This is a genomic window from Myroides fluvii, from assembly GCF_009792295.1.
Classification (GTDB): domain Bacteria; phylum Bacteroidota; class Bacteroidia; order Flavobacteriales; family Flavobacteriaceae; genus Flavobacterium; species Flavobacterium fluvii_A.
On record NZ_CP039934.1, the window covers coordinates 1,128,341 to 1,152,127 of the forward strand.

A 23,787-nucleotide genomic window follows, 5' to 3' on the forward strand; every position below is an offset into this window, starting at 1 on the left:
AGATGAATTATAAAAGCATCATAAAGACATTCGCAATCCTAGTAGGTATAGCAGGTTTGCAATCATGTGACAAAGATTTCAGTGAAGTTGGAGGAGATATCATCGGCGATAACAATTTAAATATCGACACGTATCAAGTTCAAAACCTAACCGCTTATACACAACCTTATGGTGCATTGAGTACCAAAAACTTACCTAACGTTCCTTTTGGATCAATTGACAATGGTGAATTTGGTCGCACAAACAGCAGTTTTGTAACCCAAGTATTATCTGCAACTTCCTCTTTTGAATTGATGAAGAGCAATGCGGTTATTGACTCTGTATATGTGTACATTCCTTACTACGCACAATATGACAAAGTAGAAGATGAAACAACCTATTACAAATTATTAAACGTAACAGGAGACGAAAGCTTCAACCTCGAAGTGTATGAAAATGGATATTACCTCAATAATGTAAACCCTGGAACAGGAAAAGATCTCGACTATTTTTCCGATTCATCAGCACAATTTGAACAATACAAAAAGCCAACGCTTTTAAATGATTCAAACGACTTAAAACAAAATAAAGAATTTTCTTTTACCAAGAAAAACATCATCATTTACAAAAGAGACAACAACGGAAATATCGTCTATGATGAGAAAACAAATAAACCTACCGAACAAGAAAAACTTGCTCCTGGTGTATGGTTGGATTTAAATAAAGAGTACTTCAAAAAATTCGTTGACAACAGAAATTCATTTAAAGATCAATCTCAATTTAAAAATTTCTTCCGCGGTTTGTATTTCAAAACGAGTGGAAATAGCACAACTGGAGCTTTGGGATTACTCAATATTACTCAAGGTAAAATGGTGATTAAGTACCACCAAGAACTTGAAGAAACCAATGCAGAAGGTGAAAAAGTTAAGAAAATACAACGCGTAAGCATCACACTTCCCTTCACCAAAGAAGCTGTGCCTGATAGTAGCGCCTCTTTTGAACCTCACATCAATGTGAGTTTAACTACAACGGAAGGAAATTCGCACAACCGAGAAGGCGATAAAGTAAATGGAGACCCACTTTTATTCATCAAGGGAAGCGAAGGAAATGTTGCGGTTATTGACTTATTCAGCACGAATGACTTTGAAGAGTTAAAAGCACTGAAGGAACAAGAGTATTTGATCAACGACGCCATTTTGACGGTACACGTAGATCAAACAGGAACGAACAAAAATCAAATTCCTCAGCGCTTATACCTTTATAATTACGACAATGGCTTGCCTATCTCTGACTTTTTGAATGACAACTCAGCGAATTCAGAATACAGTAAATTAATTTACGGTGGAATATTCCAAGCGGCAAGCGAAACAAACAACGTAAAAGGAAACTTTTACAAGTTCAGAATCACTGAATATGTTCGTGCGCTGTTGAAAAGCAAAGAACTGAAAAGTCCTAAATTAGCTATTGCTGCTACCTATAATTACAATGAGCCTTTATTGAATACCGTTACAAAGGGAATTAACAGCAAATTAAAAACAGAAATACCGAACACACCTGAAAACGTAACGTATGTACCTACGCTATCGGCAATGTATCCGATGGGAACAGTAGTTTACGGAACGAATACTAGCTCAGACAAAAAAATGACACTGCAAATATTTTATACTAAAACCAAAAACTAATTATTTATGTGTGGAATCGTTGGATACATAGGGCATAGAAATGCATATCCGGTAATCATCAAAGGATTAACTAGACTGGAATATCGAGGATACGACAGTGCAGGGTTAGCTGTATTTGATGGAGAAACGATTAATCTTTGCAAAACAAAAGGAAAAGTTGCTGACTTAGAAGAAAAAGCTACAGATGCAATTAAAAAAGGGACAATAGGTATTGGACATACACGTTGGGCTACACACGGTGTACCTAATGATGTGAACTCACACCCCCATTTTTCAAATTCAGGTGAATTAGTCATTATTCACAACGGGATTATTGAAAATTACGATTCGTTAAAACAAGAATTAATTAAACGCGGTTATACGTTTCAGTCAGAAACAGATACGGAAGTTTTAATTAATTTAATTGAGGACGTTCAAAAAACACAAAAAGTAAAATTAGGAAAGGCCGTTCAAATTGCGCTTAACCAAGTGGTTGGAGCGTATGCAATTGCTGTAATGGACATCAAAAAACCCAATGAAATCGTAGCGGCACGTCTAGGTAGCCCCTTAGCTATTGGAATTGGTGAAAATGAATATTTCATTACATCTGACGCCTCTCCATTCATAGAATACACTAATAACGCCATCTATTTAGAAGATGAAGAAATGGCTGTTATTCGCTTACACAAGCCTTTGGCAATCCGCAAAATCAAAGATGATTCTTTGGTGAATCACTACGCTCAAGAGTTGCAATTAAACTTAGAGCAAATTGAAAAAAACGGATATGATCACTTCATGTTAAAAGAGATTTACGAACAACCAGACGTAATTCGCGATACATTTAGAGGTCGTTTACTAGCCGATCAAGGCCTGATCAAGATGGCAGGTATCGAAGACAACCTAGACAAATTCCTCAACGCAAAACGCATCGTTATCGTTGCTTGTGGAACATCTTGGCATGCTGCTTTGGTAGCAGAATACCTAATCGAAGAATTTGCGCGAATTCCCGTTGAAGTAGAATATGCTTCTGAGTTTAGATACAGAAATCCGATCATTAACAGTGATGATGTGATTATCGCTATTTCTCAATCTGGAGAAACAGCAGATACTTTAGCTGCGATTAAATTAGCAAAAACCAAAGGTGCTTTTGTTTTCGGTGTTTGTAACGTCGTTGGTTCTTCAATTTCTAGAGAAACACACGCAGGCGCCTATACACACGCAGGTCCAGAAATCGGAGTTGCATCAACTAAAGCCTTTACCACGCAAATTACAGTACTTACTTTAATTGCCTTGCGTTTAGCTAAGTCGAAAGGATCCCTATCAAATTCAGAGTATTTAAAATACTTACATGAATTAGAATTAATCCCAGAACGCGTAAAAGAAGCACTAGTACAAAACGAAGAGGTTTTAAAAATTGCCGAAGTCTATAAAAACGCGACAAACTGCTTATACCTAGGACGTGGATATAACTATCCAGTGGCCTTAGAAGGAGCTTTAAAACTAAAAGAAATATCATACATCCACGCAGAAGGTTATCCCGCAGCAGAGATGAAACACGGTCCAATTGCCTTAATTGACGAGCACATGCCTGTTATTGTCATTGCACCTGATCAAATGCACTACGATAAAGTGGTGAGTAACATTCAAGAAATCAAAGCGCGCAGTGGAAAAATCATTGCAGTTGTGACTAAAGGAGACAAACAAGTAAGAGCGTTAGCCGATCACGTCATTGAAGTACCTGGTATTTCAGAAGCTTTGACACCGATTCTAACGACAATTCCGCTACAGTTGTTGTCCTATCACATTGCTGTTCTAAGAGATTGCAACGTCGATCAGCCTCGTAATTTAGCGAAGTCAGTGACCGTAGAATAAATTTAAAATGCGATTCCAAATTGGACTCGCATTTTTTATATATAAATAAGTTTTTAATCATTTTCATATTAAGAGAAAAAAACTATCTTTGCACTCTGAAAAAGTAGTTTTTTTCACTAAACGTAAATAGCTGTTAAATAAATACATAAGCAATGTCTAAAGTTACAGGAAAAGTTGCGCAAGTTATCGGACCAGTAGTTGACGTAGTCTTCAACACTGAGCACGCCGAACTTCCAAAAATTTATGATTCATTAGAAATCACTAAACCAGATGGTTCTAAATTAGTACTTGAAGTACAATCACACATTGGAGAGAATACAGTTCGTACAATTTCAATGGACTCAACAGACGGATTAAGTAGAGGTTACGCAGTAGCTGCTACAGGATTTCCTATTCAAGTTCCAATCGGAAAAGAGGTATTTGGTAGATTGTTTAATGTTGTTGGAGACGCTATTGATGGTCTTGGAAACTTACCAAAGACAGGAGAAAACGGATTGCCAATTCACAGACCTGCACCAAAATTCGAAGATTTATCTACCTCTACAGAGGTATTATTCACAGGAATTAAAGTAATCGACTTAATTGAGCCTTATGCAAAAGGAGGTAAAATTGGATTATTCGGTGGAGCTGGAGTAGGTAAAACAGTATTGATTCAGGAGTTAATTAACAATATCGCAAAAGGTCACGGTGGACTTTCTGTATTCGCAGGAGTTGGAGAGCGCACACGTGAAGGAAACGATTTACTACGCGAGATGTTAGAGTCAGGTATTATTAAATACGGAGATGACTTTATGCACTCTATGGAAAATGGTGGATGGGATTTATCAAAAGTTGACCGTGAATTAATGAAAGACTCAAAATGTACTTTCTTATTCGGACAGATGAATGAGCCACCTGGAGCACGTGCACGTGTTGCATTATCAGGTTTAACAATTGCTGAGTTCTTCCGTGATGGAGCTGGAGACGATCAAGGAAAAGACGTTCTTTTCTTCGTTGACAACATCTTCCGTTTTACACAAGCAGGTTCTGAGGTATCGGCTTTATTAGGTCGTATGCCATCAGCCGTAGGATACCAACCGACATTAGCAACAGAAATGGGTGCAATGCAGGAGCGTATTACATCAACTACAAAAGGATCAATTACTTCAGTTCAAGCGGTTTATGTACCTGCGGATGACTTAACTGACCCGGCACCAGCTACAACTTTTGCTCACTTAGATGCTACAACGGTATTGTCTCGTAAAATTGCTGAGTTAGGTATTTACCCTGCAGTAGATCCATTAGATTCTACTTCACGTATCTTATCACCAGAAATTTTAGGTAAAGAGCACTATGCTTGTGCACAACGAGTAAAAGAAATCTTACAGAAATACAAAGAACTACAAGATATCATCGCGATCTTAGGTATGGAAGAATTATCTGAAGAAGATAAATTAGCTGTACACAGAGCGCGTCGTGTACAACGTTTCTTATCTCAACCTTTCCACGTAGCAGAGCAATTTACAGGTATCCCAGGAGTTCTTGTAGATATCAAAGATACAATCAAAGGTTTTACTATGATTATTGATGGTGAATTAGACCATTTACCAGAAGCAGCTTTCAACTTGAAAGGTTCAATCGAAGAAGCGATTGCAGCTGGAGAGAAAATGCTTGCTGAAGTTTAATAATCACTTAAAAAATAACTATTATGAGATTAGAAATTGTATCACCTGAAGCTACCTTATTTGCTGGAGAAGTTACTTCTGTATCGGTTCCAGGTATTAATGGTGAGTTTCAAATGTTAAACAATCACGCGGCTATTGTTTCTTTATTGACAAAAGGCAATGTGAAGTTTACAGGAAATAACATTTCTATTAAAGAGCCATTTAATTCCAAGTTCGTTAAAGTTAACAACGATACGTACCAATTACCAATTACAATGGGTACAGTTGAATTAAGTGATAACAAGATTATTATTTTAGCTAATTAATTAGCTAAAAAGCTATAAAAAAGCCCGATTCTCTCGAATCGGGCTTTTCTTTTTATTTGTTCTAAAACGATCTACGCCACATCACACAAAAGGAACCGAAACAAGGCTTCTTTCTTTGTCTTCTATAGACAACATCCTATATGGAGAATAAACCGCTACAACTAAGTTTAAATCGACTACCTAGATAACGTTCTCAATCCTTTAGTTACTGGTTTAGCTTGACTCACTTTTATTCTAGGATTGACTTGCGCACTACGAGTAGAAATAGTTTGAATTCGAGCACCACTCGTGTTGAAATAACTTGTTATTCCTTCATAATTTAGAGCAAAGGCGTTCCCTCCCACACGCGGTGCGTTTGCGTAATAATCACCTATATACAGGGTTCCATTTGGCTCAGCGTCAAACATAAACTCAATATCATCAACAGCTTCTGCTAACACTACATTATTTCGCATAACACCAACAGCCATAGGCATGGTATTACCAGCGATCGGTAATTCATAAGAAAAAACACTCTCACTAGGATCTTCCAACGTAGCCGACGTGTAAAAAAGCACACCCGCAGTTACTCCTGTCGCATCCTTAGCCTCCAGTTGCCAAACCGCAATAAACTCACCTTCTGCATCCTCTATCCCTACAAAAAACAAATAGCTACTGCTCACACTATAGGTATCCCCTTTAAACAAAAAGCTATTGGCTGGTCCCATCTCTCTTTTTGCCACTTTAATGCGCACAACATTGCTCTCTAAGTTATTTTTAACCGCTTTTAATGCATAAGTACCTACCGCATCCATTCTCACACGAAAAACACCGTCAACAGAAACCATATTCGTAGCTACGCCATCTTTATATAAAATGGCACCCACAACACCCCCTCCGTCTTCATCTTTAATAGTCAACTCGAAATCTTCATTGAGATACAAATGTTCCGCACTAGTTTTCAATGCCAATACGAGTTCTTTCTCTACTTTCTCTTTTACCTGTATTTCAAGCGCCACACTCGTTGTATAGCCCTCTTTCTTTGCCTTTACTTTATATGTTCCCACTGCTGCAGGCGTCCAAGAATATCCAATTTTCGTGTCATCTGAAAGTTGAATATCTGCATCCTCAACAGCTACATCCCCCTTACCTTTAACTTCAAAATGAATTACTTCTCCCAATTCCACCTCAGTCACACCACCAACTACCCGAATAGTTAATACATCCTTTGGTACAGTAATCACTTCATCCACAACTTTTATAACTAAGACATTACTATCTGTATATCCTTTTTTCTTAGCGATTATTTTAAATTCACCAATTTCTTCAAAAACGTGACGATTGCCAATTTCCTTTTCATCTAAGTAAAAAGAAACCCCTGTTTTTACCTCTACTAAATCCTCCCCTTCACCTTCCATCGCAGAGAATAAAACACTCGACCCTGGCGCTACTTTTCCACCTTGGGCGTCAGAAACCAACGTCAGTTCCTTTTGCTCTTCCTCCTTTTTATCATCGCTACTACAGGCCGCATTTGCCACTGCCAAAGTAATTAGAACGAAATACAGTACTAATCTTTTCATAAATATTTGCTTAAATTATGTTAGTAAATTTATTAATAAAATTAACAACATAATTCAAAAAACAAAACATATTACATTAAAAATCAAAATAACTACTAATTACTCCGCTAATAATTCACTAAGCCCTGTTTTTAATAGTTAATTAAAAGTTAAACAAACTCATTTGCACGAGCGCTATTTATGCGAAAAATAGACCCCTAGAGCCCCGTCGAAAAGAGGAAAGTAATTTTACTTCGACATTTACATCAGACTCACAATTTCAAATTGCAGAAATAAAAGCAAAAAAAAGGGGCTGACTCTCAATAAAAGAGCCAGCCCAATTTTTTCCTTTGTATAGGTGTATCAAAAGTTAATTATAGACCGCTAACCTTCAATGTATTATTCTCGTTTAACATGATTAGCCCTTATCATTGGGTTTGTGTACAAAACCGATTAAGATTAGTAGAAGTATAAAACAATAAAGTCACACATTTCAATTACTACTAAACCTCAAGCACTTTTTAAAGTTATCTCTCCTTTACTGTCAAAATAAACCCAGGACTACTTTCATAGCCATATAATGAAGCGAAAATCTTATATGTCCCTGCATTCCAAGTATACCAATCATAACCAATATCAGTTCCATCAGACAAAGTGATTATAGCATTGGTTACCATTATTCCTTCATCATCTTTCACAACAAAGCGCAGACCTTCTCCTGTCCAAACCTCAGTTCTACCATCAGACAAAGAAACAGTTAATGATTTTCTAACGCCAGGTTCTTCGATTTCTCCCACTTTAACCACCAAAACATTACTATCCTTGTACCCCCTTTTCTTCGCTACAACATTATATTCACCCACCTCTTCGAATACATGTGGATTAGAAATTTCTTTGCCATCAGCATAGAATTTCACCCCATCCTCCATCTCAATAAAATCTTCACCGTCACCAACCAATACCAAAAACCCGACCTTTGACCCTTGTACTATTTCCTGATTATAAGCATCAAACATCAGCACCATTTCCTTGCTTCCTCCTTCTTTATTGTCATCACTGCTACAAGCCGTGCCCAACATTGCCAAACTCGTTAGCATAAAAAAAAGTAAAAATTTTTTCATAAATATTTGTTTAAATTTTGTTAGTGAAAATTATTCAAAGATAATGTTATTTCCAAATTGATAATACATTTACAAAAAATAAAAGAATAGCATGTGAAAAAATAAAAAAATAACAAAAACACACAATGTGCATGATGGTGGGATACGCAAAAGAAAAGAAGAAGAAGAAAGTTAAATTACGTCAATTTTGAATTAGATTCTTCGCTACAACTAGCATGACGATAAGCATCAATATAAAGAATAAAAAAAGCCTTACAAGAAATCTTGTAAGGCTTTTTTGCTCCCCCTCTTGGAGAATAACTATTGTTTCTTGTTAAACCTTATTACATCTAAATACATCTAAAAAGCTTTACTTATAAGGGCTTTATGTGTTTTAGCAAAAACAAAAAACATTAAAATTCAGAAATGGTTGGATAATTGGTTGGATAAAACTAAATTTACAGTATATATAAATCATATCGTTATGGCTTCAATTAAGTATTACCCACAGCAACCAAAAGGTAAAAGCAAAATCTATATCAGGCTTTCAATCAAAAGAGGTAAAGACTTTCGATTATCTACTGGATTGACTATTGAAGATGTGAAAGACTGGAATTTCACTAAGAACTACCCAAAGCAAAACACAGAGAATAATAAGAACTTACACAGGAGGTTACAGGACTTAGAAAACCATATCCAAGATGAGGTCTTAGCTGTTGAGAAAAGTGATGAGTTAGCAATAAACGACCTAAGTAGTCAATGGCTTAAAAACTTAATTCTTGATTATTTCAACGAAGCTCCTAACGAAGATAAAGATTTGTTAATTCCTTTTGCAGATAGTTTTGTGAAAAATCTACCCAATAGTACCTATATGAAGAATGGAAAGCCACAGGAGTACAAACAAGAAACAATAGACAAGTATAAATATTTCGTTGAAAACCTTAAAGACTTTGAAGAATACAGAAAGAAAAAAATCAGTCTTAGTGAAACTGACTTAGCTTTTGCAGAAGAACTAACAACTTATTTAGATGAAGAGAAAAACCAAGCAACCAACACTTTTGGAAGAAGTATCAAAAGACTAAAGACAATCTTGAAAGAAGCAGAAAATCAAGGTAGAAAAGTTAATCCGAACCACAAAAAGATACGAGGCTTTGAAGATGAAACAATAGTAACATTTTTAACCTTTGAAGAGATTGATAAGTTAATCGACAATGAATTTTCTACAAGAGATTTGGAAATTGCAAGGGACTGGCTTGTGATTGCTTGTTACACAGCACTAAGAGTTTCTGACTTGTATCGTATGAATAAATCTATGATAGTTAATGAAAAAGGGGTTGATTACATTGTTTTGAAACAGTATAAAACCAACAAGAGAGTAAAAATTCCTATTCATTACAAAGTAAGAGATGTTTTGTTAAAGTACGGATTTGACTTCCCTCCTAACTTTTACGAGAATGAAAAAAGTAACAGAACAAAATTATCTACTCTGATGAAAAAAGTTTGTGAATTATCAGAAATTAACGAAGTTGTGTCTGGTAGATATAATGGAGTTCACGGAAGCTATCCAAAATACAAACTTATACACAACCATAGCTGTCGTAGGTCATTCTGTTGTAATTTTTATGGTAAAGAGGGTTGGTCTGTTCCTATGATTATGGCTATATCAGGACACGAAAACGTAAACAATTTTTACAAATACATTGACAAAGAAGATGATACACTTTCAAGCATAGTAGCCGAACGATTTGCAGAAATGGAGAAAGCCAACATAAAAAACAAACCTCAATCAAAAATAATCAAATTAGCTTCAAACCAATAGACTTATGATACCTATCGAATTTACAGAAACAGCTCGTTTACAGGAAGAACTGATTCGTTTAGAATCAAAATTTGAACAAGATGCTCTTAGGGTTGAAAATCCTGAATTTGCTGAACGATTAGAAGCCTATCAGCACTCATCTACAAAATACGAGTTAGAACCCGAAGAGCAATACAAACGTCAAATAAATGACAGTTTTAAAACCGAATACAAGCAACTGGAAGAAGCTCAAATATACTTTTTAGGTTGTTCCAATTCTTTATATACTAATCACTATGAAAGTCGATTAGAAGCTTTTAAAAATTCATATCCTGATGCCCAAGAACACAACTTTATTCACGATGAGTTACAGATATTGATAAACTTTGAACTACCAAACTATTTAGATGTCAATCTGATAAAGTCAATAGGTTACTCAATAGAACGAAATAAAGAGTTTCTGATTAAGAGATTGGAAGAGTTAGAATTTACAGTCAGTTTTTCTATTGATAAAGACGGTTTAGAAACATTGTCAATCAAGACCAATCAGAAAGATTTATCAATAAGTAAACAGAATATTTCCACGCTAAAGTGGAAAGCAAATGTTACTGACTTAGTAGAGTTAGGAATGGCTCTTATAGAAAGTAAATCTATAAATGTCGGTAAGGGAAAAGATAATCTTTCTGAAAACCAATTTTATAAACTATTAGCAGACTTCTTTAAGATTGATAAGCTATATCACGAAAAGCTAAAACAAGATATAAAAAGACGAGTAAGAGACGAAACTGTTTTTCTTCCAAAGCTTAACGATACTCTTCAAAAAGCAATCTTAGAACAGCTTAAATAGTTCTTATTAAATCTAAAACTGTTAAATTACATAGTTACTAACTATTTAGTAACAAAATGAATTACAACTTATTACTGAATTTTGCACCATAATTAAATGTCTAACAATTAAATTTTTAAATTATGGCAGAAACACAAGTAACACAGTTGTATGGTGTAAACCCACAGGATTTGTTAAATCCTTTAGAGAGTATTAAAACTCTCTTAATAGAGCTAAAAGAATTATTAAACCCTACTGACAAATGGCTAAGTCGAAAGGATGTAGCAGAAATGTTAGGAATCTCTATTGGTACAGTTCATAACTGGACAACAGCTGGGAGATTAAAATCATACGGAGGAGGAAGAAGAGTTTACTACAAGTCTTCCGAAGTAGAAAATGCTCTTGTTGAATTAAAAAGATAATGCTATGAAAACAGTCATTATCCAAAAAGCTCTTTTAAGCTCTTTAAGAGAGCTTTTGATTCAGCACAACCAATTTACTCAAAAACAGTTAAAACTCGATTACGCAATATTCTTTGTAAGCCGAATCAATAGCTTACCAACTTATTACAGAAATAACGAGCAAGAATATAATAAGATACGGCTAAGTTCTCAAATAATGAAAGAGTATTCAAGCAATTACAAAACTTACATTGATTTTTTAGTTAAGGAAGAATTGATAGTATTGATTAAGGAGTATGGAGCAGATATAAAAGAATGCAGAACTTATAAAATAGCTGATAAGTATTCTTGTGATGAAGTTGTAAGTTATCCGATTACAGATAAAAAATTACTTGGTAAGTTTACAGATAAAACAACAGCTGTAAAAGGAAAAGAAACCTGTAAAGCTCAAAGACCTCATCTTGTTAAATTCTTTGATGAGTATTTAGAAATAGATAGTCATAAGGCTTTTGATGTAGTAAAACCTTTTCGACTAAGTAATTATCCAAAATACATTCATAGCACACAACTTATAACCGAATTTCACACACAAGACTGGCATTTTTCCATTAAGCCTGAAACTGATAACAGATTACATAGCAGTTTAACAAGATTAAACAAGATTCTTAGAACATTTGTAACCTATAAAGGAAAGCATTTAGGCTGTATTGATATTCAGACTTCACAGCCTTATTTCTTTTCGGTTCTTTTAAAAGCAATTTTGTTAAAGGACAAAAGATTGTTAGAGAATATTGGAGCAACCTCATTACTCAAAAATGAACATATTGAGGGATTATTTGCTTTAAAAATTGACAGAGGTGAGGTAATAAAATTTGTTCACTTAGTTATAAGTGATAAAAAAGATTTTTACACCTTGATTCAGGAAGAGTTTGATATAACCTATGATAAAACAGGAAAACCTTTCAGAATGGTTACAAATTACTCTAATCGTAAAAAGAAAATAATTAATACGGAAAAACCGAGAAAGAAAGAAGTTTACGAATCTGAAAGAGATTTTGCTAAATCGGTTGTTATGGAGATTTTTTATAGTAGTTCTAAATCAACTGTTTCAGAGATAAAAATTTTCAAAGATAAATTTCCAAGTGTGTTCAAGATTATGAGTTACATAAAAAATGAATGTGTTGAGCTTTATACGTTATTAAGCCATATAGAAGCCTGTTGTCTATTAGATTGTGTTGCATTACGATTCAGCAAAAAATATCCTGATATTCCTTTATGGAGCATTCACGACAGCTTGGTAACAACAGAGAATTACCTACCTCTATTGAAAGAAGAAATAGAAAGACTGTTGTATGATATAACAACTTTAAAAGTAAATACTAAAATGGAATATTGGTAACAATAATAATAATAATAATAATAATAATAATAATAATAATAATAAGGAGTACCTGTAAAGAATATACTTGTATAGTATATACTATTATATAATAATCCTTTTACCCCCTAATGTTGCAGTTTTTCAAAATTAGGAGAAATTTTAAAATGCTAAATATTGATAATCAGTATTTAGCATTTTTTATTTTGTAACAACTTCGATGAGGTAGCAAGTAAAGGTGCTAAAGCAATTTGCCGTAACCTAAATGGAAAAAATATATCAGACAGCTGTTTTATAAATAGTTTTTGGAGAAGATTTCAAGACACTACAAAGGTTGTTTTGTCAATAAGAGTATTGTTGTTTCACAAGAGCAGAAAACGGCTAAAAACAAATCAATTGAGGTTGGTCAAGTTACTGTTTCTGAAAGACAATCATTAACTCACGTTTATCTTTCAAGAGCTGGAGATAAACAGACTATAACCGAATTTATAGAAATTTTAAAAAATACATAAATAATGAGATAGCTGATAGATACAACAATATCTAACAGTTATACGAAATACATAAGCAGTTATTGTATGTATAGATCTGAATCAGAAACTTATATTACGATTTGGAAAAACACCTTTTTGAGATTGAAGAAAATTGTTTAGTTGGTTTGGGAAGAAAAATTTTACACATTGAAACTTTGTTTTTGTTAGTGAGAACTGACATAACATGTATCAAAATTCGTAAATTTACAGAAATGATAAAAACAGAAAATATAAGTAAAAGAAAATTTTAGATAGTAAAATATAGATTAGCATTAGTTATTATCTTGTTCAGAAAACTGGTAATTTTTAGACATACAAGAATAATAAACCCAATGTTCGTGGTTTACACGGACTTGGTTTATTTGTCTTTATGTATACCAGTACCTCTGTACAGTAGGCTAAAGTACCGTGCATTTTTTGTGTTCAAAACTTTAACTTCACTTTCGGTACTGGTGAGATATGAATCAATATTATGACAAGAAAAAAAATCACAATTTTTATTATACTTTGCTTTTCATACTCTTATTCCCAAAATTTATCAGTATTAGAAGAAAAGAATGGATTTAAAAATATAAAACTTGGACAGAAAGTAGATAACTATAACTTCTTAATAGAAGAAGAATATTTCTCCAAAGCTTATAAAATGACAATAGGTGGTAAAGACTACACATTTAACACAGGAAATAGCCACATAGCTGATTTCCAAAAAGAAATTACTCTAAGAAGTATAGGGGATTTTCAAGTTTTTAGAGTTTTTGTTGGAACAATAGATAATTATATTTACAAGATTCAGATAATAACAGAATATAACAGAAAGCTATATGAATATTTGTGTGTTATTTTCGGAGAACCAACTTATAAATCATTTGGGAAGAATCAAGATACTTTATCTTGGTGGGAAACAGAAAATTTACAACTTACAATTTCTGCAAATAATTTATTAAATGATTACGCTACCTATTATAGCCTAACATATACAGACAAAACTCTAGAGTTAAGATATAAAAAAGCAAGAGAAGAATCTATAAGAAAAGAAAAAGAAAGTGAAATAAAAAAAATCAAAGATGATTTATAATTTACCTTATTATAAGGAATTTAGATTATCAATAAAGTTCTTAAGTAAATTCATAAAACATACTCAAACAGTAACATCAAAATTAAATAAAAATGAAAACAGTTAATCTATTTTTAGCTTACTAATAACCTTATTAACAATCACAGCCTATTCAAGTGATGATAATAACACAAACAACGAAAACAGCCTAATTGTAGGTATTTGGTCAGAACATAGATAAAAAGCGAGTGACTTTAACAATCAGAACTGACACCTTACCGAACATTTCAGTCAAAAGGAACGCTTATAGACCGTTACAATGGAGTTGTTGAAGCAATTGGCACTTGGTCAATTTTAGAAAACCCTCTTACAGAGAATTGAGAAGATGAAGCAATATAATCTGAAATCCTGATTTTGAATGAAACTACTCTTCAAGTGAAAAAAAATTTGATGACGAAGAATGGCAAATTTACGAATATGTAAAATAATAATATAATGACAGATATTTCCAAAACTCTAAAGTTAGTTTATCAATCTTATTTTTACTCTGTTTATTAGACTGGAGTTACGGATATTATCAGTTTGTCCGTTTTGTAGGTGTGGTTGGCTTATCAGAAAAGAGGTAAAAAAGATAAGACTTGGCTTGTGATTTGGTTGGTTTCTGCTTTACTTATCAATCCGTTTGTTAAAGTAGTATTAGGAAGAACGATTTGGAACATTATAGATGTTATATGGGCTGTTTTACTAGCATTTTCGACATACAAGAATAGAGAAGCTTCAAAACCCAAATAAAAACCCTTCAAATAAAAGATAAAATCGACTTCAAGAATACAACTTACAAGATTTTTATCAGTTTATTGTCTTCTATTAGATAAGTTTTAGTTGTTTTAAGCATAATTCTGCTAAAGATGAAGAAGTATATAATACAACAATAGATGAGGAGCCAACGTTTCTAAATCTTCAAAATTCATTTACTAAAAATTATAATGATTTTGTCAATGCTGATTATTCAAAGTTTGAAACAAATACTTTGTTCACTATCATTTAATACGGAGATAAGCAATAATAACCACGGGGTCAAGAGCTGTAAAAAAGTTTAAAAGTTTGGAGATTGAAAAGATAAAGTTTTATGAATTTAATAATGATATAAATACAGAGCAGATTGAAATTTGCGATAAGGAAAGGATTAACTCATTAGGGATTTTATATTGGTCAAAAATTGAGTAAATGAAAGACAAAGGGGTAGGTGTGAAATCTACGCCCCTTTTTATTAGAAACAAATTCAATTTTTTTTATGGGGTGGCGGGCTTGCAAAAGACTTTTACAGATATATTTTTCAACTTCTTTCTCTGCTCAACTTGTTCAGGTAACTCTGTAAGGTGTTATATACCTATATATGAAATTACCCTTATTTTGGTTGATTGTCATCAGACAAAGAGGAAGAAGAACCTAATCAGAAAGAGGGTTAATAAACAACATCAGAATAATACAACTGGACAAAGGTTTAGTAAGAATGTTTTTAGCTATATATCCTTGTTTTTTATTGAGTGTTGGATAATTCGTTGGACAATAAAAACGATTATAAAAAATAAACCTCAGCAAATCAATGACTTACTGAGGTTATTTGCTCCCCCTCTTGGGCTCGAACCAAGGACCCTCTGATTAACAGTCAGATGCTCTAACCAACTGAGCTAAGGAGGAAGGTATTTTATACCTACCTAAAGGTTACACGTTTAAAGCTTTTGCTTTGCTCCCCCTCTTGGGCTCGAACCAAGGACCCTCTGATTAACAGTCAGATGCTCTAACCAACTGAGCTAAGGAGGAAGGTGTGTTACCTTTATTGCGATGCAAATATAGTGCGTTTTCTGCTTTTTGCAAATATTTTATGCAAAAAAACCTACTTTTTTCAGCTCTCCCCCTTAAGTGTTGGCAATCCCAGACGATAACGAGTTGCTATCAAACGAATTACAAATACGGAAGCTGCAGTAGAAATTTGAACAATAACTGCGTCTAATCCGATTGCTTGAAGTATATAATAAATAAACACGCCAAAAATACACGCCAACGCATACCATTCTTGTCTAAAAATAGCGGGAATCTCATTAATTAAGATATCGCGAATCATTCCGCCAACAACACCTGTAATCGTAGCCATTATCACCACTACCCAAAAAGAATAGCCTAAGGCTAGCGTTTTTTCTGTCCCTACAACAACAAACAACCCCAATCCAATACTATCAAACCACAAGAAGGTATTATTTAAGCGGATTAATTTTTGCGGAAACATGATTACCAGCAACAAGGCAACAATCGTACACCAAACATAAACGCTGGTCAACATCCAGAAAGGCGTTACCCCTAATAACAAATCGCGCAGGGTACCCCCACCAGTAGCGGTAACGAATCCAACGACAAAGGCACCAAACCAATCGACACTCTTTGCAGAGGCCAACCGTATACCCGATATAGCAAAAGCAATTGTACCGAAAAACTCAATCACATCGACAAACGCTATTGTCAACCAAAATTTCACAAAGGTGTCCATTAACTCATTCATAGACCAAACTGTATTATACGCTATTTAATTACAACCGTCTTCTTATTAACAAAGGCGAGCAGCCCTTCTTCTGACATTTCCCGTCCTATTCCCGAAAATTTATTTCCCCCAAATGGCACACGAGGATCTGAGCTAACCATCTCGTTTATGAATACTGCACCATCGTCGAACAAGTGTACATATTGCTTTAACTTTTCAACATCGTTGCCAAAGATAGAAACACCAAGGCCAAAATGCGAGTCATTACTCAGGGCAATTGCCTCTTCTATTGTATTGAATCCTACCACAACCGCAAGGGGGCCAAAAGTTTCGTGTTGAAATACGGGCATTTCAGCAGTAACATCTGTAACTACAGTGGGCTCAAACCAGTTCTTTTCTCGTTGGCCGCCGCAAACGACACGAGCACCTAGCGCTACGGAGTCTTTTAACAGGCTTTCTAACTCCATTGCGAGATCTTCCCTAGCCATGAGTCCAATCCCTGTAGCAAGACTCATTACGTCTCCTTGTTTTAATTTTTGTGCTTCTTCTGCTAATCGAGCAGTAAACACTTCGCGCAACGATTCATGCACTAAAAAGCGCTTCGCTGCAATACAACTCTGCCCTGTATTTTGAAAACGCGCATTAACAGCTAGAGGGATAATCGCATCTAAATCGACATCTTGTGTGACAATAAAAGCGTTACTCCCCCCTAACTCTAACAAGACAGGCTTAATCAAACTCCCAGCTTTCTGTGCCACTGCACTTCCAGCAGGCTCGCTTCCTGTCAGTGATACTCCTTTTACAGCAGGATGCTCAATTACCTCTTCCACCTCGTTTCCGGGCATAGTTAAATTGAAGTACACCTGTTCAAACCCTTCAACTGCAAAGCAAGATTCCAAAGCTTTAGCCGAAAAAGGAACATTGCTTGCGTGTTTCAACACTACAGTATTTCCCGCTAACAAGGTGGGAATCGCAAAGCGAAATACCTGCCAAAAAGGATAATTCCACGGCATCACCCCTAAGATAACACCCATGGGATCGTGAACGATATACGTTTCTGACCACTTGGTTTGAATGTGGCGTCCTTGTAAAATAGCTTGCCCTTCTGCAATATAATAATCAATGAGTGTCGCGCTTTTTTCAACTTCTGCTATAGCTTGACTCAATGGCTTGAACATATCTTGGGTAATAACTGCCCCATAGCGTTCTTTGTTAATTAACAATTTTTCTTTTACCTTTTTAAGGTATTCAATACGATCCTCTACGGCCATCTTGCTCCATCTTTGATAAGCACGTTGAGCTGCTTCAATTCTATATTCTACTTCGTTTTTCATATTTATGCAACTTTTATCTTCTAAATTTACAACATCATCTACATTAATCTCATCTACTACTTAAAAAAATATACTATTCTTTTTTACCCCTCCTAAACAATCCTTTCTAGTAAAAAAACTATACGAGGTTCAAAAATAGAAAAGTCATCCATTCAATATAACGTTTATCTTTGCGGAAACAAATTATACTAGTATGGATAAAAATGTAAAACTACTAACCCTTGGATTGTTGCTCTTTGCTTTTAGTTTAATTCTGAAAGCTACAGCAATTATTACGCCTACAATTAGTACCATTGTCATCATAATCGGATTTGCTTTTATCGTTGTTTCACTATATCACTTAGTTTTCACTAAACTCCGCAAGAAATAGTGTAATTGTCAATGAGAAACAGTTGATGGTGGGATTGCATGTTCTGAGTTAAGGCAATCGCAATTGTACAAAAAATAAAAACACAAAAAAACAGCAATAAACGACTGTTTATCACTGTTTCTTTAGCTAGAATCGACCTACATTTCACAACGTAGGACTCTCTTTATTTTTTTAAAACTTTACTTAAGTTCTCAAGCATAACCGCAGTCATAGCACTTAAATCGTACTTGTGACTCCAATTCCAATCTTGTTGTGCGCAGCTGTCATCAATACTTGCTGGCCAACTATCTGCAATGGCTTGACGAAAATCAGGTTCATAAGCAATTGTAAACTCGGGAATATGTTTGGTAATTTCTGCTGCAATTTCCTCTGGAGTAAAAGAAATTCCACCTAAGTTGTAAGACGAGCGGATTTTAATTGACTCTTTTGGCGCTTGCATAATTTTGACAGTAGCCGCTAAAGCATCCTCCATATACATCATAGGTAAACCTGTTTTTTCAGATAAGAAGCAGTTGTACTGTTTGTCTTCAATGGCTTTATAAAAGATATCCACCGCATAATCCGTTGTTCCTCCTCCTGGAGGAGTAGTCCAAGAGATTAATCCCGGATAACGGATACTGCGCACATCTACTCCATATTTATTGAAGTAATACTCACACCAACGCTCACCGGTTTGTTTCGAAATTCCATACACTGTACTTGGTTCCATCACGGTATATTGTGGCGTATTTTCTCTAGGTGTAGTTGGTCCGAATACTGCAATAGACGATGGCCAAAATATTTTTTTAATTTTTCCTTCTTTCGCTAAATTTAAGACGTGAAATAGAGAGTTCATGTTTAATTCCCAAGCAAAAGCTGGGTTCTTTTCTGCAGTTGCAGAAAGCAAAGCTGCCATTAAATAAACCTCTTCTACTTGATGCTTCTCAATCACTTGAGCAACGGCATCAAACTCCATTGCATTTAGAATTTCAAAGGGTCCTGAGCTCATCAAAGCATCATTACCTTCTCGAATATCTGAAGCGATAACATGCTCATTTCCATAGATACCACGCAACTTTAACGTAAGTTCAGAGCCAATTTGTCCACAAGCTCCAATAATTAATATTTTGGTTCCCATTTAATTTGTATTTAGTTGCACAAATATAGCCGTTGCCAAACAATAAATCAATGCAAAAAAGGACAATTCTATAAGAGAATAAATAAATTTAGGAGGCATTCACAAGTAAATCAAGTAAAATTCGCTATGGTTTATCGCAAAGCAAGTCAAATAAATTCAATAACATTCGTAAATTTGAGCTTTGAAATTCAAGGATATGAAAAACATATGGACGATTATACTGTTGGTACTTAGTTTACATCTGACTTCTTGCAAGAAGGAAATTGACCAAAGTGCTATAGAACAAACTAAGCTACAGCAGTACAACGATAGTATATTTACCCATTTAATGAAAGAGTGGAAGTTTAGAATTCCCAAAACATCTAAAGAACTAACCCCAGTACTTGAAGAGTGGAAAGCGTGGAACAATTTAATCGCTGAATTAAAATTGCGTCCCGTTTCTACCGTTGGCGCTTTTCAAAAAAAGGCAACAACGTTAAGTGAGCTCGCAGAAAATCTACCTTATCAAGGCTATCCAACGACATTAGATACCCCCGATATTAAAATACGTTATTCTACTTTGTTGAATGCCATGCAAAATTTAGACATGTACATCAATCTAAATCCTGTCAATATAGAAAAAGTAGATGAGTGGTTGGACCAAATTCAGATCAGTCTCGATGATATTGTTCGTATGATGGATGAGAATTTAGTTAGACAAAATTACGCAAAAGAGGTTGGAGAAGATACAATGTTGGAGGAAATGGAAGAATTTAGAAGTGAAACGAGAAGGGCAAATCCCGAAGAAGAACAATAGTTTATGGAAATAAAGAAGCATTTTAATGAGGCGATGCAAACGAAAAAAATTGCATCTGATTTATTAAAGAGTCGTCAACCTATCCTTTTCAAAGGTCTTGTTGGTTCAGCTTTATCCTTTCAAATAGAAAGTTTATTCCAACAAACAGAACTCCCTTTCTTATTAATTTTTAATGACAAAGAAGAGGCTGCTTATTATCTCAATGATTTAGAACACTTTATCAACAAGCAAGATGTTCTCTTTTACCCTGGGTCGTATCGTCGTCCTTATCAAATTGAAGAGACCGACAATGCCAACGTATTATTGCGTGCAGAGGTTTTAAATCGCATTAGTTCGCGTAAAAAACCGGCTATAATCGTATCGTATGCAGAGGCTATTTTTGAAAAAGTAGTAACGAAAAAGGTACTTGAAAAAAACACGTTAAAAGTACATGTTGGCGATCAGCTATCCATTGATTTTATCAACGAAACCCTTTTTGAATACAACTTCAAACGGGTTGATTTTGTTGCTGAACCCGGGGAGTTTTCTGTTCGAGGTGGTATCATTGACGTATTTTCGTTTTCGAATGACAATCCCTATCGCCTAGAGTTTTTTGGTGATGAGATTGACAGTATTCGAACGTTTGATGTGGAAACACAACTATCTGTGGACAAACAGAAAAAAATCACAATCATCCCCAATGTTGAAAATAAATTCACCGCAGAATCGAGAGAGAGTTTTTTAGAATACATTGCAGAAAAAACAGTTATAATCGCTCAAAACACCGCCTTTATTGTCGATCAACTCAATCATAATTTTGAGAAGGCAACGGCCATTTTTGAAAAGTTAAACAAAACACTGAAATATTCGGATCCGCATCAAATGTTTTTACATGGCGATGCTTTTCTACGCCAAGTTGCACTATTTAACTACATCGAATTAACAGAAACAAAACCTATTACACCCAGTAAAACGGTTGTGTTTCACACCAAACCACAACCTTCTTTCAATAAGCAATTTGATTTATTGGTTCGCGATTTGAATGATAATTCAGACAACGGTTATACCAATTATTTATTTTGTGCCAATGAAAACCAAGCCCGTCGATTCAAAGAAATATTTGATGCGATGCGCGATGAAAACCAGCATCAAGTAGTACAACAGTACAAAACGATTGTTACCCCCATATACGAAGGTTTTATTGATGAGGAAAAACAAATTGCTTGTTATACAGACCATCAAATTTTTGAGCGTTACCACAAGTTTACGCTTAAAAATGGCTACACCAAAAAACAAACCATTACCCTCAAAGAGATTACCTCTTTAAGTGTTGGTGATTATGTCACGCACATTGATCATGGGATTGGAAAATTTGGGGGCTTGCAAAAAATACAAGTAGAAGGCAAAACACAGGAGGCCATCAAATTGGTTTATGCAGACAATGACATTGTATATGTCAGCATTCACTCTTTGCACAAAATTGCCAAATACAATGGCAAAGAAGGCGCCATTCCCAAAGTGCACAAATTAGGTTCTAGTGCTTGGAAAAATTTAAAAACAAAAACGAAAGCACGTGTTAAACACATTGCGTTCAACTTAATTCAACTCTATGCTAAAAGGCGAACACAAAAAGGATTTGCGTGTGCGCCAGACAGTTATTTACAACACGAACTCGAAAGTTCGTTTATCTATGAAGATACACCCGACCAGCTAAAAGCAACTCAGGAAGTAAAAGCGGACATGGAGTTAGAGCGCCCTATGGATCGTTTGGTATGTGGAGATGTTGGATTTGGAAAAACAGAGGTCGCCATCCGTGCGGCTTTTAAAATGGTGGATAATGGCAAGCAAGTGGCTATTCTCGTACCTACGACAATTTTGGCTTTTCAGCATTTTAAAACGTTTTCTGAGCGTTTGAAAGATATGCCCGTTCGCGTGAGCTATATCAATCGATTCAGAACAGCCAAGCAAAAAAGTGAGATTATCCGCGACTTAGAAGCTGGACAAATCGACATCCTTATCGGTACCCATCAATTGGTGAACAAAAATGTTGTATTCAAAGATTTAGGATTACTCATCATTGACGAAGAACAAAAATTTGGGGTAGCCGTAAAAGATAAATTAAAGACGATTTCTGAGAATGTAGATACGTTAACGTTAACAGCAACCCCTATTCCGAGAACGCTACAATTCTCCTTAATGGCGGCACGAGATTTATCGGTTATTACCACTCCTCCCCCCAACCGTTATCCCATTGAAACGAATGTGGTGGGATTTAATGAAGAAATTATACGCGATGCCGTTTCCTATGAAATAGAACGCGGTGGACAAGTGTATTTCATCAATAACCGCATTGAAAATATTCGCGAAGTTGCGGGTATGATTCAGCGCTTAGTTCCCGATGCAAAAGTAGGGGTTGGCCATGGACAGATGGAGGGTAAAAAACTAGAAGAATTGATGCTAGCCTTTATGGATGGGGAATTTGATGTTTTAGTTGCTACGACCATTATTGAAAGTGGATTGGATGTACCTAACGCCAATACCATTCTAATTAACAACGCCAATAATTTTGGATTATCGGATTTACATCAAATGCGCGGTCGCGTAGGACGAAGTAACAAAAAAGCATTCTGTTATTTTATCTGTCCTCCTTATTCTGTAATGACAGAAGAAGCGCGTAAACGCATTCAAGCCTTAGAGCAATTTAGCGATTTGGGTAGCGGATTTAATATCGCGATGAAAGATTTAGAGATTCGCGGTGCAGGAGATATTTTAGGGGGTGAACAGAGTGGTTTCATCAATGAAATTGGTTTTGAAACCTACCAAAAAATCATGCAAGAGGCCATTGAAGAGTTAAAAGAAAACGAATTCAAAGAGCTATATCTCGAAGACCAAAAAGAGGAAACCAAAGTATTCGTTCGCGATTGTCAAATTGATACCGACTTCGAAATTTTGTTCCCTGATGAGTATATCAACAACATCACAGAACGATTAAATTTATATAACGAGTTAAGTACCATTACCACAGAAACGGCACTCAAAGAATATGAACAACGCTTAGTCGATCGTTTTGGACCACTTCCCAAGCAAGCTATTGCCCTTTTAGACAGCTTGCGCATCAAATGGCATGCGAGTAACCTTGGACTTGAAAAAGTAATTTTAAAACAAGGAAAAATGCTTTGTTATTTTATTGGGGATCAGCAATCGGGTTTCTATACCTCTCCAAAATTTAGACAGGTATTAACCTTTGTGCAACAGAGTTCTCACTTGTGTAAAATGCGCGAAAAGGAAACGAAAAATGGCTTGCGCTTGATGTTGTCTTTTGAACAAGTAAAATCAATCAAGAAAGCCCTAGAATATTTATCTGGAATAGATAAAATGTAAAATGGAAAGAGGAAAGAAGAAAAGGGTGAATTTTCCTTTTTTAGAAAGAATAATCTTTTACTAAGGATCTTCTCTATATCTCACCGAGTTGCTATTTTTTTAGAATTCGATGAATTTCCGCTTCGCTACAATTTCCTCTATTCAAAAAACACGAATGGCTTGTAT

At 35.1% G+C, this 23,787-nt stretch carries 18 protein-coding genes, 2 tRNA genes and 1 pseudogene; 14 read left to right on the plus strand and 7 right to left on the minus strand.

The window, feature by feature from the left end; translation table 11 throughout:
* The first annotated feature begins 2 nt into the window (after positions 1-2).
* From FBR08_RS05280 to FBR08_RS05295, 4 genes are all read left to right on the plus strand, one after another.
* The gene (locus tag FBR08_RS05280) at positions 3-1,661 is read left to right on the plus strand and encodes a DUF4270 domain-containing protein (RefSeq protein ID WP_158961758.1); all 1,659 of its coding nucleotides are present in this window, start codon (positions 3-5) and stop codon (positions 1,659-1,661) included.
* Positions 1,662-1,667: 6 nt separating this feature from the next.
* Complete coding sequence (gene glmS, locus FBR08_RS05285) at positions 1,668-3,512, plus strand: glutamine--fructose-6-phosphate transaminase (isomerizing) (RefSeq protein ID WP_158961759.1); 1,845 nt, start codon at positions 1,668-1,670, stop codon at positions 3,510-3,512.
* A 152-nt stretch (positions 3,513-3,664) separates the two neighbouring features.
* Positions 3,665-5,176: a F0F1 ATP synthase subunit beta gene (atpD, locus tag FBR08_RS05290; protein ID WP_158961760.1), complete on the plus strand. Its 1,512-nt coding sequence runs from the start codon at positions 3,665-3,667 to the stop codon at positions 5,174-5,176.
* Between the two features lie 23 nt (positions 5,177-5,199).
* Positions 5,200-5,481, plus strand: coding sequence for a F0F1 ATP synthase subunit epsilon (locus FBR08_RS05295; RefSeq protein ID WP_158961761.1), 282 nt, complete (start codon positions 5,200-5,202; stop codon positions 5,479-5,481).
* A 176-nt stretch (positions 5,482-5,657) separates the two neighbouring features.
* Here the strand turns inward: FBR08_RS05295 and FBR08_RS05300 are convergent, their stop codons facing one another.
* A complete protein-coding gene (locus FBR08_RS05300; protein WP_158961762.1) occupies positions 5,658-7,040 on the minus strand; it encodes a hypothetical protein in 1,383 nt (460 codons plus the stop codon).
* Between the two features lie 506 nt (positions 7,041-7,546).
* Positions 7,547-8,116 carry a hypothetical protein gene (locus tag FBR08_RS05305; protein ID WP_158961763.1) on the minus strand — a complete coding sequence of 190 codons (570 nt, stop codon included), beginning with the start codon at positions 8,114-8,116 and terminating at the stop codon, positions 7,547-7,549.
* Between the two features lie 433 nt (positions 8,117-8,549).
* Here FBR08_RS05305 and FBR08_RS05310 point away from each other — a divergent pair, with 433 nt between their 5' ends.
* The 7 genes and pseudogenes from FBR08_RS05310 to FBR08_RS17080 all read left to right on the plus strand — a co-directional run bounded on the left by FBR08_RS05310 (position 8,550) and on the right by FBR08_RS17080 (position 14,901).
* Positions 8,550-9,938: a tyrosine-type recombinase/integrase gene (locus FBR08_RS05310; RefSeq protein ID WP_158961764.1), complete on the plus strand. Its 1,389-nt coding sequence runs from the start codon at positions 8,550-8,552 to the stop codon at positions 9,936-9,938.
* Positions 9,939-9,942: 4 nt separating this feature from the next.
* A complete protein-coding gene (locus FBR08_RS05315; protein WP_158961765.1) occupies positions 9,943-10,764 on the plus strand; it encodes an RteC domain-containing protein in 822 nt (273 codons plus the stop codon).
* A 122-nt stretch (positions 10,765-10,886) separates the two neighbouring features.
* Complete coding sequence (locus FBR08_RS05320; protein ID WP_158961766.1) at positions 10,887-11,165, plus strand: helix-turn-helix domain-containing protein; 279 nt, start codon at positions 10,887-10,889, stop codon at positions 11,163-11,165.
* A 4-nt stretch (positions 11,166-11,169) separates the two neighbouring features.
* A complete protein-coding gene (locus tag FBR08_RS05325; protein ID WP_158961767.1) occupies positions 11,170-12,543 on the plus strand; it encodes a hypothetical protein in 1,374 nt (457 codons plus the stop codon).
* 284 nt (positions 12,544-12,827) lie between these two features.
* Positions 12,828-13,034: a hypothetical protein gene (locus tag FBR08_RS05330; protein ID WP_158961768.1), complete on the plus strand. Its 207-nt coding sequence runs from the start codon at positions 12,828-12,830 to the stop codon at positions 13,032-13,034.
* A gap of 493 nt (positions 13,035-13,527) precedes the next feature.
* The gene (locus tag FBR08_RS05335) at positions 13,528-14,130 is read left to right on the plus strand and encodes a hypothetical protein (RefSeq protein WP_158961769.1); all 603 of its coding nucleotides are present in this window, start codon (positions 13,528-13,530) and stop codon (positions 14,128-14,130) included.
* A 512-nt stretch (positions 14,131-14,642) separates the two neighbouring features.
* Positions 14,643-14,901 (plus strand): annotated as a pseudogene (locus FBR08_RS17080) (DUF6804 family protein).
* 835 nt (positions 14,902-15,736) lie between these two features.
* Here the strand turns inward: FBR08_RS17080 and FBR08_RS05340 are convergent.
* The 4 genes from FBR08_RS05340 to FBR08_RS05355 form a co-directional block, all read right to left on the minus strand.
* A tRNA-Asn gene (locus FBR08_RS05340) sits at positions 15,737-15,810 on the minus strand.
* A 49-nt stretch (positions 15,811-15,859) separates the two neighbouring features.
* Positions 15,860-15,933 (minus strand) — tRNA-Asn (locus tag FBR08_RS05345).
* A gap of 82 nt (positions 15,934-16,015) precedes the next feature.
* Positions 16,016-16,666, minus strand: a complete 651-nt coding sequence (locus FBR08_RS05350; RefSeq protein ID WP_158961770.1) for a trimeric intracellular cation channel family protein — start codon at positions 16,664-16,666, stop codon at positions 16,016-16,018.
* A gap of 20 nt (positions 16,667-16,686) precedes the next feature.
* A complete protein-coding gene (locus FBR08_RS05355; protein ID WP_158961771.1) occupies positions 16,687-17,979 on the minus strand; it encodes an aldehyde dehydrogenase family protein in 1,293 nt (430 codons plus the stop codon).
* Between the two features lie 193 nt (positions 17,980-18,172).
* Between FBR08_RS05355 and FBR08_RS16745 the strand changes: the two genes are divergently transcribed.
* A complete protein-coding gene (locus FBR08_RS16745) occupies positions 18,173-18,349 on the plus strand; it encodes a hypothetical protein (protein WP_199268633.1) in 177 nt (58 codons plus the stop codon).
* Between the two features lie 163 nt (positions 18,350-18,512).
* Here the strand turns inward: FBR08_RS16745 and FBR08_RS05360 are convergent, their stop codons facing one another.
* Positions 18,513-19,466 (minus strand): NAD-dependent epimerase/dehydratase family protein, encoded by a 954-nt coding sequence (locus FBR08_RS05360; protein ID WP_158961772.1) that lies wholly within the window; start codon positions 19,464-19,466, stop codon positions 18,513-18,515.
* Between the two features lie 196 nt (positions 19,467-19,662).
* Here FBR08_RS05360 and FBR08_RS05365 point away from each other — a divergent pair, with 196 nt between their 5' ends.
* Positions 19,663-20,262, plus strand: coding sequence for a hypothetical protein (locus FBR08_RS05365; protein ID WP_158961773.1), 600 nt, complete (start codon positions 19,663-19,665; stop codon positions 20,260-20,262).
* Positions 20,263-20,265: 3 nt separating this feature from the next.
* On the plus strand, positions 20,266-23,622 hold the full coding sequence (mfd, locus tag FBR08_RS05370) for a transcription-repair coupling factor (RefSeq protein ID WP_158961774.1): 3,357 nt from the start codon (positions 20,266-20,268) through the stop codon (positions 23,620-23,622).
* Positions 23,623-23,787 lie beyond the last annotated feature (165 nt).